Here is a 17,656-nt window from a genome sequence, read left to right as displayed (position 1 = left end):
GCCGGGCGAGCGGCAAATCGGAGGAGTGGCGTGAGCGGGCACGAAGGCGCTGACCAGCGGCGAGTCGACGATGAGGTGCTGATCACCCTGGTCCGGCGGCTGACCGTGGAGTCCGACCGGTTCGCGGAGATGTTCGGGGAGGCACACGGCTTGCACCGCACCGACCTGAACGCGCTCGCGGTGATCATGGACGCGGCCCGCCGTGGCGCGCCGATGAGCCCGAGTCAGCTCGCGGCGGCGCTGCACCTGAGCGCGTCGGCCACCACCTCGGTGCTCGACCGGCTCGAGCGCGCCGGGCACCTGCACCGGGATCGCAGCGCCACCGACCGCCGGAAGGTCGAACTGCGGATGCGCGAGCAGGCGCGGGAAATCGGCTCGGCCTTCTTCCAGCCGCTGGGCAGGCGGTTCGCCGAAGCCTGGCAGGACCTCGACGACGACGAGCGCCGGACGGTCGCGAGGTTCCTCGAACTGACCATCGACGCGACCACCGAAGTCCGCGGCGGGCTGACCGCGGATCCGTATAGTCCGTAGGCCCGGTTCCCCCGGCCCCGGCGGACAACGGAGTCCTCATGGCACACCCCGCAGAGCACACGGCGCCCGCGACGAAGCGCAAGCGGACACGGGAAGAGCGGAAGGTGCTGGCCAGCACCCTGGCAGGCACGACGATCGAGTGGTACGACTTCTTCATCTACGCCCAGGCCGCCGGCCTGGTGCTGGCGCCGCTGTTCCTGGCCCCGGTGAGCAAGGCCGCACCCGGGCTGGCCACGGTGATCTCGCTGGCCACCATCGGCATCAGCTTCCTGTTCCGCCCGCTGGGCGCGATCGTCGCCGGGCGCTACGGCGACAAGCTCGGCCGCAAGAAGATGCTCGTGCTGACCCTGGTGCTGATGGGCGTGGCCACCGCGCTGATCGGCGCGCTGCCCACCTACGACGACATCGGCGTGACGGCCCCGATCGTGCTGATCGTGCTGCGGATCGTCCAGGGGTTCTCGGCGGGCGGCGAGTGGGGTGGCGCCGCGCTGATGTCCGTCGAGCACGCGCCCGAGGGGCGTCGCGGGCTGTTCGGCGCCTACCCGCAGGTGGGCGTGCCGGTCGGGCTGATCCTGGCCACCGGGGTGCTGTGGATCATGACCACGGTGACCACGCCCGCCCAGTTCCAGTCCTGGGGCTGGCGCGTGCCGTTCCTGTTCTCCGTGGTGCTGATCGTGCTCGGCTACGCGATCCGGCGCGCGGTCGAGGAGAGCCCGGTCTTCCAGGAGATGCTGCGCCGCCGCAAGGAGTCCTCGGCGCCGCTGCGTGATCTGTTCAAGCACAACACCAAGCAGGTGGTGCTGACCGCGTTGATCTTCGTCGCCAACAACGCCGCCGGGTACCTGGTGATCGCCTACTTCATCTCCTACGGCACCGGCACGCTCAAGCTGTCGCGGCCCTCGGTACTGCTGGCCATCGTGGTCGGTTCCCTCGGCTGGCTGGTCTTCACCCTCTACGGCGGCGCGCTGTCGGACCGGATCGGCCGCGTCCGCACCTTCCAGCTCGGGTACGCGCTGGTGTTCGTCTGGATGATCCCGCTGTTCCTGCTCATCGACACCCGCAACATCTGGCTGTTCGGGCTGGCGGTGTTCGTGCTGACCATCGGGCTCGGCCTATCCTACGGCCCGATGTCGGCCATGTACGCCGAGCTGTTCCCGACCGCGGTGCGGTATTCCGGGGTGTCGATCGGGTACGCGCTCGGCGCCATCCTCGGCGGCGCGTTCGCCCCGACCATCGCCGAACTGCTGGTGCAGAACACCGGCTGGGCGCCCTCGGTCGGGCTCTACATCATGGCGCTCTGCGTGATCTCGTTCGCCGCGGTCTCGGCGGTCAAGGAAACGAAGGGCAACGACCTGAACGCCTGATCAGCAGCCCGGCGCGGGCGTGGACCTCGCGGTCGCGAACTCCACGCGCAGTTTGTCGTTGCGCGGCACCAGGAAGGCGGTGCCGCGCGACGCACGCCAGTTCGCCGGGAGGAACACGTACTGGCCACCGGACTGCAGGAGCAGCTTCAGCCCGGTGTAGCGGAACTTGTAGGCGCTGTCGGGCTGGGCGCAGACGTCCTCGCGCACACCCTCGGCGCTGATGTTGAGGCTCTGCGCGCTGTACAGCGTCGCGGCCGGTCTGGACCGGAGCCCGGCCGCGGCCTCGAACGCACTGCGCGTGCTGGCCGCCTGCGCGTAGTCCGCGACCGCCCACAGCAGGGCGAAGGCGGTCAGGAGGTAGGCGCACACCCACTCGGCCACCGACAGCCGCGAACGCCGCTTGCCGGAGTTCGTGCCCAGCCGGTGCCAGGCCCAGGCGAGCAGGCCCACGCCGAGCGCGAGGCCGAGGCCCGGCAGTCCCGCGAGCTGCCGGAACGGCGCCGGGTCGGCGATCACCACCACGGCCAGTCCGATGAGGACGGTGCCGGTGACCCCGGCCACCGGCGTGCCCACCCGCAGCAGCCGGTCCCAGGTGGCGGCGCGAAGCCGGTGCCGCAGCGTCCGCGCGAGGCCGAGCAGGAGGAACCCCGCACCGGCCGCTGCCGCGATCGGCAGCAGCAGCCCGCCGACCCCGCGGCCGAAGATCTCGTCCGTGGTCTGCCCCAGCACGGTGTAGTGCACCCGGAAGTAGCCGAAGTACGTCTGCGTGTAGAGCAGGCCGAAGTAGTACAGCAGCGCGGTCAGCAGGGTGATGTTCGCGGCCACCGACGCGAGCACCCTGGCCGCGCGGCCGGTCCTCGGCTCCTCGGCGGGCGGGCGTGCCCGCAGCCGGTGGTGGCGCGGCGCGGCCACCGGCTCAGGTGCCCGGAGCGGACCCGGGTTCCGGCTCCGGCTGCGGTTCGGGTTCCGGCTCGGGTTCCGGTTCCGGCTCCGGGTCGGGAACCTCCGGGTCGGGCTTTCCGCCTTCCTCCACCGGTTGCTCACCTGGTTTGCATTCCCTGGCCTGCACGACGATCCGGCCACCGGGCCGCACCGGCGACGGGGTGATCGAGGCGACGCAGTTGCCGGAACCTTCGATGACCACCTTCACCCCGCAGCTGTTCTTGCACTTGGCCGCCACTTGGCTCTGCACGGCGTTCCGCACCCACTTCGGGGTGGCGCCGCCGCCGTAGATGTCGTCGCTGTAGTTGATGGGGCTCCGCGGGACGTCCGCCGGCTCACCGGGTTCCCCCGGCTCACCGGGCTCACCCGGCTGCTCACCCGGTTCGCCGCCGCTGTCGTCCCCGGCGCCCGGCTCTTCGCCGGGTACCTCCGCGGTCTCCGTGCCGCTGGGTACCCCGGCCGGGTCCTCCGCCGGGTCGGTTCCGCCACCGCAGGCCGCCAGCACCAGGCACAGGGCGGCGATAGTTGTCCGTTTCATCGCTTTTTCACCTTCCCCTCACCGGGGAGGACGGCCACTCGGCCCAGTCTGATACACCCCTCGCCCGAATGGCGGTACCGGCGTGGAGAAGGTGTCCACCTGTGCTGGTGGATGGTGGCCGGTCTCTCCATTGGACGGGCGTGGCCGGACGTGCGAACTTGGCCGGATGCGTGCTCTGGTGGACGACCTGCGCCGGGATCTCCCGGCCGACCGGCTGCTGCTCGACCCCGATCTGGTCACCGGTTTCGTGCACGACGAAGCCGAGTGGGCACCGCACGGCACGCCCTGCGTCGTCGTCCGGCCTCGTACCGCCGACGAGGTGCAGGCCGTGGTGCTGGCCTGTGTGCGGCACGGGGTGCCGCTCGTGGCGCGTGGTGCGGGCACGGGCCTGTCCGGCGGCGCGAACGCGATCGACGGCGGCGTGGTGCTCAGCACCGCGCTGATGACCGAGATCCGGGAGATCGACCCGGTGGAGCGGCTCGCCGTGGTGCAGCCGGGCGTGGTCAACGACGACCTCCGTGCCGCCTGCGCCGAGCGCGACCTGTGGTACCCGCCCGATCCGGCCAGCGCGCCGTGGTCGACCATCGGCGGCAACGTGGCCACGAACGCCGGGGGCATCTGCTGCGCCAAGTACGGCGTCACCCGCGACTACGTGCTCGCCCTCGAAGTGGTCACCGGCACCGGGGAACTGGTCCGGCTGGGCAGGCGCACGGCCAAGGGCGTCGCGGGCTACGACCTCGCCGGGCTGATGGTCGGCTCGGAGGGCACGCTCGGCGTGGTCACCGAGGTGACCGTCCGGTTGCGCCCGCGGCGCGAGCCCGAGCACACCGTCGCCGGCTACTTCTCGTCCATTGTGGACGCCGGGCGGGCGGTGACCGCGGTGGGCGCGGCCGGGCTGACCCCCTCGGCGCTGGAGCTGATCGACCGGCACTGCCTGTCCGCGGTGGACCGGTGGAAGAACATGGGCCTGTCCGCCGACGCCGACGTGGTGCTGCTCGGCCGCACCGATGCCCCGGGCGCGGCGGGGGAGCGCGAGGTCGAGGCCATGCTGGCGTGCTTCGAAGGAGCCGGGGCGACCTGGGCCGCGCGCTCCACCGACCAGGAGGAGGCCGACGCGCTGTTCGCCGCGCGGCGGCTCGCCTACCCCGCGCTGGAGCGGCTGGGGCCGGTGCTCACCGAGGACGTGTGCGTGCCGCGGGCCGCGGTGCCGGAAATGCTGGCGCGCATCGAAAAGACGGCCGCGGAGTCGGACACGCTGATCGCCAGCATCGCGCACGCCGGGGACGGCAACCTGCACCCGCTGCTGATCACCCCGCCCGGTGACGAGGACGCCCGCCGCCGCGCGCAGGCCGCGTTCGACCGGATCATCGCCGACGCCATCGACCTCGGCGGCACGGTCACCGGTGAGCACGGGGTCGGCCTGCTCAAACGGGACGGCCTGCGGGCCGAGCTGGGCCCGGTCGTGCTGAACCTGCACCGCGCGGTCAAGGACGCACTCGACCCGCACGGCATCCTCAACCCCGGCAAGGTGTTCAGCCGCGCGCCCGGAGCGCGCTGAGCACGTCGTGCAGCCGCAGCGCCAACTGCACTTCGAGGGCGCGCCGCGGTTCGCGCCAGTCCGGCCCCAGCAGCCGGTCGACGCGCTCGAGCCGCTGGTAGAGGGTGTTCGCGTGGACGTGCAGCAGTTCGCAGGTCCGCGCGTGGTGGCGGGACTGTTCGAGGTAGGTCCGGAGCGTGGTGGCGAGGTCGCGCCGCCGGTCGCGGTCGTGGGCCAGCAGCGGCCCGACGGTGTCGTCGATGAACACCCGTAGTTCGTCGCGGCCCGCCTGCCCAAACAGCGAACGGTAGATGCCGAGTTCCGCGTCACGGGCGCAGTCGCGGGCGCGGGCGAGGGCGAGCAGCACGGTGGCGGTCTGGCGGGCGGACTCGTGGGCGGTCCGGATCGCGTGGACGCCGCCGGAACAGGCCGAGACGCCGACCGCGCACGGCAGATCCAGGCGGCGCAGCCATTCGGCGACCCGCTCCGGGTCCGCCCCGGGCAGCAGCGCGACGAGGTGGCCGGTGTGCTCGGCCGACCAGCCGCCGAACTCCGCCGCGACCCGCGAGGCGAGTGCGGCGGTCTGCCGCGGCTCGGCGTCACCGGGATCGAAGACCGCGACGGTGCGTACCTCGGCGATCGAGATCCCGGCGCTGCGAGCTCGCCGCCGCAGTCCGGCTTCGTCGGTGCCGGGGGAGAGCAGCGCGCTGACGAACTCGCCGCGCGTGCGCATCTCCGCTTCCGCGCGGGACTGCTCCGAGGTGATCACCACCGCCACGGAGGTCGCGCCGAGGCCGAGCAGGCGTGCTGCCTCGGCGTCTTCGGCGGCCGATCCGCGGGCCACGAGACAACCGGCGTACCCGCTGCGCAGCTCGACCGGTGCGAGGACCGCGCCGGGTTCGCCCACCTCCGGCACTCGCTCGTCCGGGGCACCGGCGAGCACTTCGTGGTCCGCGCCGAACACGGTCACGGGACCACCCAGCGCGCGGGTCAGCTCGGCGGCGATCTCGGCGTAGCCACCGCCGCCGATCACCGCGGCGGTCAGCCGCTCGCGTAGTTCGTCCGCCCGTCGCAGGGTCGCGTTCGCGGCGCGCAGTTCGTCGACGAGCCGGCGGTGTTGTTCGAACAACCCGGCGTTGTGCAGCGCGACCGCCGCGTGTGAGGCGAGCGCGGCGAGCAGTTCGACCTCGCCGCCGTGGAACGACCGGGGACGGCGATCGGCGGCCAGCAGCACCCCGATCGCCTCGTCGCCGCGGATCAGCGGGACGCCGAGGATGCCGCCCAGCTGCTCGCTCTCCGCGGCCGCGTCCACCGCGGCGACGTGCTCGACGCGGGTGTCGCGCAGGTAGTGCTCGCTCCACATCGGCTCGCCGGTCCGCACCACGCGCCCGCCGAGGCCGCTGCCGTCCGCCAGTTCGATGCCGCGCAGCACCGAGCCCATGGACCCGTCGACCACCTCGATGCGCAGGGTGCCGTCGGCCCGCCGGAGCATGAGGTAGGCGACGTCCACGTCGAGCAGGCGCCGGGCCTGCGCCGCGACCTCGCTGAGCACCTCGCCGGAGTCACGCAGCGTGGTCAGGCGGCGGGCGAGGTCGTTGAGCACGGTCAGCTCGGCGGCGTGCCGCCTGCGGGCGTCGAGCCTGCGGCGGATGGCGAAGGCCCGATCGGCTTCCCGCGCGACCCGATCGCGTCGATCCCCGGACGCGCTGGTCAGCTGGTCGCGCCGGAAGTCCTCCAGTTCGGCGGCCGGTCGCTCGTCGGCGAGCAGGCGCAGCCAGGAGTCCGGGGTCGGCATGGGTCCATCATGGAGACCTCCTCCCGGATCGGCCACCGTTGCGGAGGATCTGCCCATGGGGGAGTGCCTTGGCGCGTGCTTCGATGGGCCCATGGCTTCAGTGACGACGAGTGACGGGATCACGCTGCACCTGACCGACGAGGGCAGCGGCCCGGCCGTGGTCCTGGTCGCCGGCTACCGCGCGGGCGCCGAGACCTGGGTGCTGCAGGCCGACGCGCTGACCGCCGCGGGTTACCGGGTGCTCTGCCTGGACCGGCGGTCGCAGGGCCGGTCGGACGCCCCGGTGTCCGGGCAGCGCATGGCGCGCCACGGCAAGGACCTGCACGACGCGCTCGACGCCACGGGCCTCACTGAGGTGCTGCTGGTCGGCAGCTCGATGGGGGCGAGCACGATCTGGTCCTATGTGGACCTGTTCGGCGGCGAACGGGTGCGGGGTGTGGTGAGCATCGACCAGACCCCACGCATGATCAACGACGCCGATTGGCCGTACGGCTTCTACGGCCTGGACAGGGCGAACTCGGGCGACCTCTTCGCCGACGGCGTGCCGGAGACGGGCAAGGGCCTGGACGCCGAGCGCGCCAACCAGGGCCTGCTGCGCCTGGTCGCGCGTCTGGGCCCGGAGAACGTGAGCCCGCCGGTGGCGCGGCCGGAAACCCTGCCGCTGCTGCACGACCACGCCCACCAGGACTGGCGGGACGTGCTCGCGCGCGCGGAGTTCCCGGTGCTCATGCTGGCCGGGCGGGAAAGCCAGTTCTGGCCGTGCGAACACGCCGAAGCCGCCATCCGGGACACGCCCTCGGGCCAGGCGGTGATCGTGGAGGACGCCGGGCACGCCACCCACCTGGACCGCCCGGACGCGGTGAACGACGCCCTCCGCACCTTCGCCGCCGCCCTCTAGTCTCTCCGCCACGCGACACGAATGTGGCTTTGGGGGCGGATTCGGCCCCCAAAGCCACATTCGTGACAGGCGCGGTCAGCCGCGGGCGGGGACGCGCTCGAAGGAGACCCGGTGCAGGCGGCCGGGGTACTCGTCGGCCACGTACAGCTCACCGCCTTCGTCCACACCGAACGCGGTGACGTCGGTGGGGAAGGTGCCGATCTCGCCGTCGGTGTAGGTGCCGTCGGGGTTCTCCCGGACCGCCCAGGCGGTGCCGCGGCAGAAGTCGGTGGCCACGTAGGTGCCCGCCACCAGGTTCGCGTACTGGCGGCCGCGGTAGACGTGCCCGCCGATCACCGCGCAGCCCTGCTCACCGGAGACGTAGTCGAACACCGGCCCGGTGTACTTCGCCGAGGCGGTGCAGCGGTCCTGGTTGTACACCACCGGACCCTCCATGCAGGACCAGCCGAAGTTCACCCCGCCCTGGTGCGCGCGGATGTGGTCCACCTCTTCGAACCGGCCCTGGCCCACGTCGCCGATCCACAGCGAACCGTTGTGCGGGTCGAACGAGAACCGCCACGCGTTGCGCAGGCCGTACGCCCAGATCTCCGTGCGCACCCCGGCGTTGCCGACGAACGGGTTGTCGCCCGGCACGCAGTACGGCTTCGCGCCGCAGGTCCGGCTCACGTCGAGGCGCAGGATCTTGCCGAGCAGCGTGTCCAGCTTCTGCCCGGTGGCCAGCGGATCCCCGGCGCCGCCACCGTCGCCGATGGACCAGTACAGGTAGCCGTCCGAGCCGAACGCGACCTGCCCGCCGTTGTGGTTGGGGAACTGCGAGTGCTCCTGCGACAGCAGTTCCTGCACCGCGCCGGTGTCCAGCCGCAGCCGCGCCAGTGTCACCGCGTGGTCCGGGGCGCGCGTGTAGGCCACGTACGCCACGTTGCGGTCCTTCGACAGCGCCAGGCCGAGCAGCCCGCGCTCGACCGCGGCCGAACTGATCCGCGCGCTGAGGTCCGCCACCGGTTTCTCGGCCAGGCCGGTGCTCGGGTGGTAGGCGCGGATCACCCCGCGCTTCTCGGTGATCAGCAGCCTGCCGTCACCGACCGGCACGATCGCCGTGGGGTTCTGCAGGCCGGTAGCCACTTCGGTGGTGACCACGCTGATCTCGCCCAGCGGCACGCCCGCGGCGCGGCCCTGCTCCGCCCCGCCCGCCGCGGGCAGCAGTGGCCCCAGCAACGCGGTGACGGCGAGTGGAACGACCAGGGACAACCGTTTCCACGGGTGAAGTCGCGACATGTGGGCTCCAGACGCCGTCGGGGACTCGGGACCATCGGTCCAATGGTCTGGTCCAATTCAAGCAGGCGCCCGCGTGCCGCGGTACCCCCGAAAGAAAGGACGGCGCCTATTCCACGGTGACGCTCTTCGCCAGGTTGCGCGGGCGGTCGATCTCACGGCCGAGGGTCTTCGCCAGGTGGTAGGCGAACAGCTGCAGGGCCACCGACAGCGTGATCGGCGCCAGCTCGCGTTCCGCCCTCGGCACCCTGATCACGTCGGTGACCAGGCCGTCGGGCAGGTCGGCGTCGGTGACGGCGATGACCGGGCCGCCGCGGGCCTTGATCTCCTCGATGGTCGAGAGGTTCTTCGCGAGCAGGTCGTCGCCCGGCAGCACGACCACGGTCGGCATCTCCGGGTTGATCAGCGCCAGCGGCCCGTGCTTGAGCTCGGAAGCCTGGTAGGCCTCGGCGTGCACGTACGAGATCTCCTTGAGCTTCTGCGCGCCTTCCCTGGCCACCGGCCAGCCCTGGACGCGCCCGACGAAGAACATGTGCTCGGCCTGCGCGTACTTCCGGGCGATTCCGGCGATGCCCGCCTCCTGCTCGAGGATGCCGCTCAACTGCGACGGCAGCGCGAGCAGGCCGTCGACCAGGCGCCTGCCGTCGGCCATGGACAGGTCGCGGACGCGGCCGAGTTCCAGCGCCAGCAACGCCAGCGCCACGCCCATGTTCGTGAAGGACTTGGTCGCCGCCACCGAGATCTCCGGGCCGGCGTGCAGGAACAGCCCGCTGCCGCACTCGCGGGCGATCGAGCTGCTCACCACGTTGACCAGGCCGATCACCCGGCCGCCCTTGCGCTTGAGCTCGTGCACCGCGGCGAGGGTGTCCAGGGTTTCGCCGGACTGGCTGATCGCCACGTACAGCGTCTCCGGGTCGACCACGGGATTGCGGTAGCGGAACTCCGAGGCCGGTTCGGCGTCGGCCGGGATGCGGGCGAGCTGCTCGATCAGCTCGGCGCCGAGTTGCCCGGCGTAGTAGGCCGAACCGCAGCCGAGCAGCTTCACCCGGCGGATCTGCTGGTACTCCCGCGGGGACAGGCCGATGCCGTCGAGCCGGGCGGACATGAACCGGCGGTCGAGCCGCCCGCGCAGGCAGCGGTCCACCGCGTCGGGCTGCTCGCTCATCTCCTTGAACATGAAGTCCGGGTGCTCGCCCAGTTCGTAGTCGATCGACCCGGCTTCGAGCGCGGTCGGCGGACGGGTGGTGGAGCGCGAGTCGGGGTCGTTCATGGCGCTGGTCTCGTAGCCGTCGGCGGTCACCGTGGCCAGCTCGTCGTCCTCGAGGTAGATCACCTTCTCGGTGAACCGCACCAGCGCGGCGGTGTCGGAGGCGATCAGCATCTCCTTTTCGCCCAGTCCCAGTACGATCGGGCTGCCGCGGCGGACGGCGACCAGCTCACCGGGGTTCGCCGCGTCCAGCGCGATCACGCCGTACGTACCCTCCACTTGGGACAGTGCGTCGCGCACCTTGTCCGCCAGGGTGGCCTTTCCGCTGCGGGCGATCAGGTGGGCGAGCACCTCGCTGTCGGTCTCCGAAGCCAGTTCCACGCCGTCACCGGTCAGCCGCGCGCGCAGCGCGTCGGAGTTCTCCAGCACGCCGTTGTGCACGATGGCGATGCGGCCGGTGGCGTCCAGGTGCGGGTGGGCGTTGCGGTCACTGGGTTCGCCGTGGGTCGCCCAGCGGGTGTGCGCGATGCCGGTGGTGCCGCTCAGCCCGCCGGGGATGACCCGGCGCAGGTCGGCCACCCGGCCCGCGGTCTTGTGCACCTCGAGCCCGCCGTCCCCGGCCACCGCGACCCCCGCCGAGTCATACCCCCGGTACTCGAGCCGGTGCAGGCCCTCCACCAGCAGGGGCACCGTGTTCTTCGAGCCGACGTAACCGACGATGCCGCACATCCGCGAAAACTCCTTCAGCCGTAGACGGTGCGCCGGAGCTGGCGTTCCGACAGCTCCGGCGCCGCGACCGGGCGCACCGCGAGTTCTTCGCGCAGCAACGGCCAGATGCGGGCGTTCGGGAGCTGCCGGGCACGCAGCTCGGCATGGCGCCGGCGCACGTACTCCTCCGGTGTCTCGACGAAGTAACCCATCACGTCGGAGACCACGCGCCTGGCGATGGCGGACGGCAGACCGCTGGTCCTGACCACGTGGCGCAGCAGGTCCTCCGGTACTTCGTCCCCCACGCCGGTCAGCATGGCACCGGCGCGGGGGCGTTCGGAAATCCCGTGCCCGGATTCGGGCACGTCACCACCGGTCGTGCACCAGCGGGCGGATCAGCTCGTCGTAGACCGCGCGGACGGTGGCCGCCGCGTCACCGTCCACAGTGGGCAGTGCGGCCGCTTCGGTGTTCGCCCGCGCCTGGTCCGGGTTCCTGGCGCCGGGGATCACCGTGGTCACGCCGGGCTGGTCGAGGATCCAGCGCAGGGCGAACTGGGCGAGCGTCCGGCCCTCGGGGACCATCGCGCGCAACCGGTCGACGGCTTCGAGGCCGGTCTCGTAGGGCACCCCGGCGAAGGTCTCGCCGACGTCGAACGCCTCGCCGTGGCGGTTGAAGTTCCGGTGGTCGTCGGCGGCGAAGGTGGTGTCCTTCGTGTACTTGCCCGACAGCAGGCCCGAGGCGAGCGGGACCCGGACGATGATCGCGGCACCGGCCTCGGCGGCGGCGGGCAGCACCCGCTCCAGCGGCTTGAGGCGCAGGCAGTTCAGGATGATCTGGACCGAGGCGACGTTCGGCCTGGCCAGCGCGGTGAGCGCCTCTTCGCAGGTCTCGACGCTGACGCCGTAGCGGGCGATCCGGCCCTTTTCGACCAGGTCGTCGAGCGCGTCGAAGACGGCGTCGCTCGAATACACCGGGGTGGGCGGGCAGTGCAGCTGGACCAGGTCGAGGGTGTCCATGCCGAGGTTGCGCCGCGACCGGTCGGTCCACGCGGCGAAGTTCGCGGCCGTGTAGTTCTCCGGTACCTGCTCGACGCGGCGGCCCATCTTGGTGGCCACGAACACGTCGCCGTCGTGCTCGGCGCGGAACCGGCCGACGAGCTGCTCGCTGCGCCCGTCGCCGTAGACGTCGGCGGTGTCGAAGAAGGTGACGCCCTCCTCGGCCGCGGTCCGGAGCACGGCCAGCGCGTCGTCCTCGCCGACCTCGCCCCAGTCGGCTCCGAGCTGCCAGCACCCCAGCCCGACCGCGCTGACGCCCCGGCCGAGCCGCTTCACTTCGCGAGTTTCCATGCCGCGATTCTGCCCCGGCCTCAGGTGGTGGCCGCGACCAGTGGCCAGGAGAACAACGCGGCGACCAGGCCGGCGGCGGGGAAGGTGAGCACCCAGCCGCCGATGATGTTGCCCGCGGTGCCCCAGCGCACGGCGGAGAACCGGCGGGTGGCCCCGGCGCCCATGATCGCCGAGGTGATGGTGTGCGTGGTGGAGATCGGCGCGCCGAAGCCGAGCGCGGCCACGTACAGCACCGAGCTGGCGGTCGCCTCGGCGGCGAAGCCCTCGGGCGGGCGCAGGTCGATCACCTTGCGGCCCAGGGTGGCGATGATCCGCCGCCCGCCGGAGTAGGTCCCGGCCGCGAGCACCGCGCTGATCAGGAAGTACACCCAGATGGGGATGTCCCAGTCGCTCTGGTAGCCACCGGCGACCAGCGCCAGCACCACGATGCCCATCGACTTCGCCGCGTCCTGCATGCCGTGCCCGACCGCCATCGCCGCGGCCGAACAGGTCTGCGCGACGCGGAAGCCGCGGTTGAGCTTCTTCGGGTGCCCGCGCCGGAAGGTCCACAGCACCGCCAGCATCAGCAGGTAACCCAGCGCGAAGCCGAGCAGCGGGGAGATCAGCATCGGCAGCACCACGTCCTCGACGATGCCGCCCCACAGCACCACGCCCGCCGCGGGCAGGGTGGCCCCGACCAGCCCGCCGACCAGCGCGTGCGAGGAGCTCGACGGCAGGCCGAAGTACCAGGTGAGAAGATTCCAGCCGATCGCGCCCAGCAGCCCGCAGCAGACCACGGTCAGCGCGGTGATGCCCGGCGGCAGCTGGACGATCCCGGCGCCGACGGTCTTGGCCACCTTGGCGCCGAAGAACGAGCCGACCAGGTTGCCCACCGCGGCCAGCGCCAGCGCGGCCCGGATGCTCAGCGCGCGCGTCGAGACCGAGGTGGCGATGGCGTTGGCCGCGTCGTGGAAACCGTTGGTGTAGCTGAACCCGACCGTGAGCGCGATGGCGGCGACGACCGCCACCAGTTCGGCGTCCACTCAGGACTCCTTGACCGTGATCGCCTCGACCGTGTTGGCCACCTGTTCGAAGGCGTCCGCGGCCTCTTCCAGCGCGTCGCCGATCTCCTTGAGCTTCAGCACGGTCAGCGCGTCGTACTCGCCGCTGAACAGGCGGACCAGCAGGTGCCGGTAGATCCGGTCGGCCCGGTTCTCCAGTTCGTTCGACCCGACCCAGTAGTACTTGAGATCGCCCTTGGCGGCGAAGTCCTCGAACGCGCGTGCCGCCAGGTCGCCGAGTTCGCGCAGCACCTCGAGCTGCTCGCACATCTCCGGCGGCGGGCGCTGGTCGTCGAAGGCGCAGTAGAGGTGGGCCAGCGTGGCGGCACCCTCGAGGTGGTCGATCACGTCGTCGAGGCGGGCGCCGAGCCGGTACATGTCGTCGCGGTCGAACGGGGTGATGAACGAGGAGTTGAGCTTGTTGTACAGCTCGTGGGTGAGTTCGTCGTTCTCGTGCTCGATGTCGACGAGCCTGGTGCTCAGCGCCTCCGCGCTCAGCCCGGGCGTGCCCAGGTCGGCCATCGCTTCGGCGGCTCTCGCGGTGTTGCGGGCAGCCCGGATGTAGAACTCGAACAACTCGGGCTGCTTCGGCCGAAGTCGCAGGCGCATGATCGCCGTTTACCCCCGACGGCCGGCCTGGAAACCGCCCGGCCCGGGGCTCACCGGCCCGCGCCGGTGAGCCAGATCACCGGCTCGGGTGCTTCCCAACCGACAGGAAACCGTTAAGTTAGGGCAGCCTAAGCAACCAGGTCGGCGAGAGGAGTTCCGGTGGAGGACGGTATCCGCGGCGGCGTCGCGGTGGTCACCGGGGCGGGCCGGGGGATCGGGGCGGCGGTCGCCGGGGCGCTGGCCTCGGCGGGGGCGACGGTCGCGGCACTCGACCTCGACGCCGACGGCCTGACTCGGGTCGCCGCCGGGGCGGACGGGCGGATCGTGCCGTTCACCCTCGACGTCACCGATTCCGCCGCCGTCGCCGATGTGGTCGACCGGGTCGAGCGCGAGCTCGGGCCGATCACCATCGGCGTGCCGGTGGCCGGGATCCTGCGGCCGGGCTCGGTGTGCGAGACCAGTGACGAGGACTGGACCGCCACCTTCGCGGTCAACACCACCGGTGTGTTCACCCTGCTGCGCGAGATCTCCCGGCGGATGGTGCCGCGGGGCGAAGGCGCGCTGGTGACCGTCGGGTCCAACGCGGCCGGGGTGCCGCGGATGGGGATGGCCGCCTACGCCGCCTCCAAGGCCGCGACCACCATGCTGACCCGCTGCCTCGGGCTCGAACTGGCCGGCTCCGGCATCCGCTGCAACGTGGTTTCCCCCGGCTCCACCGACACCGACATGCAGCGTCTCTTGTGGACGGACGAAAACGGGGCAGCGCGGGTGATCGCGGGGGATCCCGGTCAGTTCCGCGCGGGCATCCCGCTGGGACGCATCGCCGACCCGGCCGACATCGCCGACGCGGTGCTGTTCCTCGCCTCGGCCAGGGCCCGGCACATCACCATGCAGAACCTCTACGTCGATGGCGGAGCGACACTGCGCGCGTGATCTCCGTGACCATGAGACGTCTTCCACTGAGGTAAATCTTAGGTTAGGCTTTCCATATAACGACAGTCTACGGCGAGCGGTCACCACCGCCGAGTTGGCTTTGCGAAAGGGAATGACCAGTGTCCTCACCTGCTCTGGCGCGACCGCGTCCGGTGCACCGGGCGGCCGACCTGCTGGCCGCCTACCTGCCGGGTTCGTTCTATTTCTCCTCGGGCCGGGGATCGCTGCTGGCGGACGGGGTGTACACGGCCGTGCAGGCCGGGCACGGGCAGCGGGCGCGGGCCGCGGCGGAGGCGCTCGTCGCCGCGGACGTGGCGGGGGTCGAGGAGCCGGTCGTGGTCGGGGCGATCGGCTTCCGGCCCGACTCGGAGGCGAGCCTGGTCGTCCCCGCGGTGGTGCGGCGAGCGGGCGGCCCCGGCCGGGAAGGCCCGGCAGGCGCGCTCGACGGCACCTCGTGGTCCATCACGCCGAAGCCGGAACCGGAGACCTACGCGGCGAGCGTGCGCCGCGCGCTGGAGCTGATCGGTGACGGGGAACTGAGCAAGGTCGTGCTCGCCCGGTGCCTGGAACTGACCGCGGGCACCCCGGTCTCGGTGCCCGCGCTGCTGGCCCGGCTGGTGCGGGCCGACCCGGCCGCGCACGTGTTCGCCGCCGACGTGAGCGCCCCGGGGGATCCCGCGCCGCGCACGCTGGTCGGCGCGAGCCCGGAACTGCTGGTGTCGCGCCACGGCTCGACCGTGGTGGCGAACCCGCTGGCCGGTTCCCTGCCGCGCGTCGCCGACGAAGCGGAGAACCGCCGCCGGATCGAGACGCTGCTGGCTTCGGCGAAGGACCGCGCGGAGCACGCTCACGTGGCCGCGCAGGTCGCCGACGTGCTGACCGGGTTCTGCGCCGGACTGGACGTGCCGGAGGAGCCGTCGGTGATCGGCACCCCGACCATGTGGCACCTCTCCACCCGGATCAGCGGGCGGATCGCCGACCCGGCCGTTTCTTCGCTGGCACTGGCCGAAGCGCTGCACCCGACCCCCGCGGTCTGCGGGGTGCCGGTCGAACGCGCCCGCGACACGATCGCCGAACTGGAGCCCGAGGACCGCGGCTACTACTCGGGGCTGATCGGTTGGACCGACCTGCACGGCGACGGCGAATGGGTGGTCACCATCCGCAGCGCCGAGGTGTGCGACCGCACGGTCCGGCTGTTCGCCGGTGCCGGGGTGGTCGCCGGTTCGGACCCCGCCGCCGAACTCGCCGAGACGAGCGCCAAGTTCCGCACCCTGCTGCGCGCGCTCGGCCTGGAGGGGGCGGCATGAGCGCCGATCACGTGGCCTGGCCGCCGGAAACCGCCGCGCACTACCGCGCCGCGGGGTACTGGCGCGGCCAGACCTTCGGCTCGCTGCTGACTTCGGTGGCCGAGGCCTACGCCGGGCGCACCGCCGTGGTGGGGGAGCGCGACGGCGAAACCTCGCGCTGGACCTTCGCCGAACTCGACGAGCGGGCGCACCGGATCGCCGCGGGCCTGGCCGATTCCGGGGTCCGCGCGGGTGACCGCGTGGTGGTGCAGTTGCCGAACGTCCCGGAGTTCCTGCCGGTGGTGTTCGGGCTGTGGCGGGCCGGGGCGTGGCCGGTGTTCGCGCTGCCCGCCCACCGCGACAGCGAACTGCGGCACTTCGCCACGCAGAGCGAGGCCGTGGCGATCCTGACCGTGGGCGAGCACGAGCGGCACGACCACGCCGCCACCGCCCGAGCCGTCGCCGCCGACGTGGCTTCGGTGCGCGACGTGCTGGTCGTCGGGTCGCCGGAATTCACCGACCTCGCCGCGACCGCGCCCCGCGAACTGCCGGACCCCGACCCGGCCGGGGTGGCGTTCCTGCAACTTTCCGGCGGCAGCACCGGCTTGCCGAAGCTGATCCCGCGCACGCACGACGACTACCTCTACAGCGTCCGCGAAAGCGCGCGGATCTGCGCGCTGCGCCCGGAAAGCGTGTACCTGGCGGCACTCCCGGTGGCGCACAACTACCCGCTCAGCTCGCCGGGCGTGCTCGGCGCGCTGCACGCGGGCGCCGCCAGCGTGCTCGCCCCGCGCCCGGACGCGGACACCGCGTTCCGGCTGATCGAGTCCGAAGGCGTGACCATCACCGGGGTGGTGCCGCCACTGGCCGCCGCCTGGGTGCAGGCCGCCGCGCGCACCACCCGCGATCTGTCCACTTTGGACGTCCTGCTGGTCGGGGGCGCCAAGTGCGGCCGTGAACTCGCCGAGCGGATCGGGCCCGCGCTGGGCTGCCGCCTGCAGCAGGTGTTCGGCATGGCCGAGGGCCTGGTCTGCTACACGCGGCTCGACGACCCCGAGGAGATCGTGCTCGGCACGCAGGGGCGCCCGATCTCGCCCGACGACGAGATCCGCGTGGTCGACCCGGGTGACCCGGCGGCGACGTCGGCGGACGTGGTGCCCGAAGGCGAGGTCGGCGCGCTGCTGACCCGCGGGCCGTACACCATCCGCGGTTACTTCCGGGCCGGGGAGCACAACGCCACCGCGTTCACCGCCGACGGCTTCTACCGCACCGGCGACCTGGTCCGGCGGACGCCGACCGGGCACCTCGAGGTGGTCGGCCGCGCCAAGGAGCAGATCAACCGGGGCGGGGAGAAGGTGGCCGCCGAAGAGGTGGAGAACCACCTGATGGCCCACCCGGACGTGCTCGACGCGGCCGTGGTCGCCGTACCCGACGAGTACCTGGGCGAGCGGACCTGCGCCTACGTGGTGCCGGTCGCCGGTGGCGCGCCGACCGGTGCGCAACTGCGCCGGTTCGTGCGCGAGCGCGGGGTCGCCGCGTTCAAGGTGCCCGACCTGGTCCAGGTGGTCGAGGCCTTCCCGGTGACCGGGGTGGGCAAAACCAGCAAGCGCGAACTGCGGGCGGCGCTGGCCGCCGTCGCGAAAGGGTGA

At 72.2% G+C, this 17,656-nt stretch carries 16 protein-coding genes; 7 read left to right on the top strand and 9 right to left on the bottom strand.

The window, feature by feature from the left end; translation table 11 throughout:
- Positions 1-30: 30 nt before the first annotated feature.
- The gene (locus tag JOM49_RS30550; protein WP_282773396.1) at positions 31-531 is read left to right on the top strand and encodes a MarR family winged helix-turn-helix transcriptional regulator; all 501 of its coding nucleotides are present in this window, start codon (positions 31-33) and stop codon (positions 529-531) included.
- 38 nt (positions 532-569) lie between these two features.
- Entirely contained in the window at positions 570-1,895 is a 1,326-nt protein-coding gene (locus JOM49_RS30545; RefSeq protein ID WP_209667636.1) for an MFS transporter, read from the top strand.
- On the opposite strand, the gene JOM49_RS30540 is transcribed toward JOM49_RS30545, so the two are convergent.
- Together JOM49_RS30540 and JOM49_RS30535 are read right to left on the bottom strand one after the other, a co-directional pair.
- The gene (locus tag JOM49_RS30540; protein WP_308158930.1) at positions 1,896-2,807 is read right to left on the bottom strand and encodes a hypothetical protein; all 912 of its coding nucleotides are present in this window, start codon (positions 2,805-2,807) and stop codon (positions 1,896-1,898) included.
- A gap of 4 nt (positions 2,808-2,811) precedes the next feature.
- A complete protein-coding gene (locus tag JOM49_RS30535) occupies positions 2,812-3,375 on the bottom strand; it encodes a hypothetical protein (RefSeq protein ID WP_209667635.1) in 564 nt (187 codons plus the stop codon).
- 166 nt (positions 3,376-3,541) lie between these two features.
- Between JOM49_RS30535 and JOM49_RS30530 the strand changes: the two genes are divergently transcribed.
- A complete protein-coding gene (locus JOM49_RS30530) occupies positions 3,542-4,933 on the top strand; it encodes an FAD-binding oxidoreductase (RefSeq protein WP_209667634.1) in 1,392 nt (463 codons plus the stop codon).
- On the opposite strand, the gene JOM49_RS30525 is transcribed toward JOM49_RS30530, so the two are convergent.
- Positions 4,908-6,707, bottom strand: a complete 1,800-nt coding sequence (locus tag JOM49_RS30525) for a helix-turn-helix domain-containing protein (RefSeq protein ID WP_209667633.1) — start codon at positions 6,705-6,707, stop codon at positions 4,908-4,910. The two genes, JOM49_RS30530 and JOM49_RS30525, sit on opposite strands and share 26 nt — an antisense overlap.
- 91 nt (positions 6,708-6,798) lie before the next feature.
- On the opposite strand from JOM49_RS30525, the gene JOM49_RS30520 reads away from it, so the two are divergent.
- The gene (locus JOM49_RS30520) at positions 6,799-7,605 is read left to right on the top strand and encodes an alpha/beta fold hydrolase (protein ID WP_209667632.1); all 807 of its coding nucleotides are present in this window, start codon (positions 6,799-6,801) and stop codon (positions 7,603-7,605) included.
- 75 nt (positions 7,606-7,680) lie between these two features.
- Here the strand turns inward: JOM49_RS30520 and JOM49_RS30515 are convergent, their stop codons facing one another.
- The 6 genes from JOM49_RS30515 to JOM49_RS30490 form a co-directional block, all read right to left on the bottom strand.
- Positions 7,681-8,880, bottom strand: coding sequence for a PQQ-dependent sugar dehydrogenase (locus JOM49_RS30515; RefSeq protein WP_209667631.1), 1,200 nt, complete (start codon positions 8,878-8,880; stop codon positions 7,681-7,683).
- Positions 8,881-8,986: 106 nt separating this feature from the next.
- Positions 8,987-10,813, bottom strand: coding sequence for a glutamine--fructose-6-phosphate transaminase (isomerizing) (gene glmS / locus JOM49_RS30510; RefSeq protein WP_209667630.1), 1,827 nt, complete (start codon positions 10,811-10,813; stop codon positions 8,987-8,989).
- 14 nt (positions 10,814-10,827) lie between these two features.
- On the bottom strand, positions 10,828-11,157 hold the full coding sequence (locus JOM49_RS30505) for a hypothetical protein (RefSeq protein ID WP_308158929.1): 330 nt from the start codon (positions 11,155-11,157) through the stop codon (positions 10,828-10,830).
- A gap of 1 nt (position 11,158) precedes the next feature.
- Positions 11,159-12,139: an aldo/keto reductase gene (locus JOM49_RS30500; RefSeq protein ID WP_209667629.1), complete on the bottom strand. Its 981-nt coding sequence runs from the start codon at positions 12,137-12,139 to the stop codon at positions 11,159-11,161.
- 20 nt (positions 12,140-12,159) lie between these two features.
- Positions 12,160-13,161, bottom strand: a complete 1,002-nt coding sequence (locus JOM49_RS30495; protein ID WP_209667628.1) for an inorganic phosphate transporter — start codon at positions 13,159-13,161, stop codon at positions 12,160-12,162.
- Positions 13,162-13,788, bottom strand: a complete 627-nt coding sequence (locus JOM49_RS30490) for a DUF47 domain-containing protein (protein WP_209667627.1) — start codon at positions 13,786-13,788, stop codon at positions 13,162-13,164.
- Positions 13,789-13,947: 159 nt separating this feature from the next.
- On the opposite strand from JOM49_RS30490, the gene JOM49_RS30485 reads away from it, so the two are divergent.
- From JOM49_RS30485 to JOM49_RS30475, 3 genes are all read left to right on the top strand, one after another.
- Positions 13,948-14,721 carry a 2,3-dihydro-2,3-dihydroxybenzoate dehydrogenase gene (locus tag JOM49_RS30485; RefSeq protein WP_209667626.1) on the top strand — a complete coding sequence of 258 codons (774 nt, stop codon included), beginning with the start codon at positions 13,948-13,950 and terminating at the stop codon, positions 14,719-14,721.
- 119 nt (positions 14,722-14,840) lie between these two features.
- Positions 14,841-16,028 (top strand): isochorismate synthase, encoded by a 1,188-nt coding sequence (locus tag JOM49_RS30480; protein ID WP_209667625.1) that lies wholly within the window; start codon positions 14,841-14,843, stop codon positions 16,026-16,028.
- The gene (locus tag JOM49_RS30475) at positions 16,025-17,656 is read left to right on the top strand and encodes a (2,3-dihydroxybenzoyl)adenylate synthase (RefSeq protein ID WP_209667624.1); all 1,632 of its coding nucleotides are present in this window, start codon (positions 16,025-16,027) and stop codon (positions 17,654-17,656) included. The genes JOM49_RS30480 and JOM49_RS30475 overlap by 4 nt, the downstream gene beginning before the upstream one ends.

Source organism: Amycolatopsis magusensis (genome assembly GCF_017875555.1).
GTDB lineage: Bacteria > Actinomycetota > Actinomycetes > Mycobacteriales > Pseudonocardiaceae > Amycolatopsis > Amycolatopsis magusensis.
Note: the sequence above shows the minus strand (reverse complement) of the source record. Positions and strands in the feature narration are given on the sequence as shown.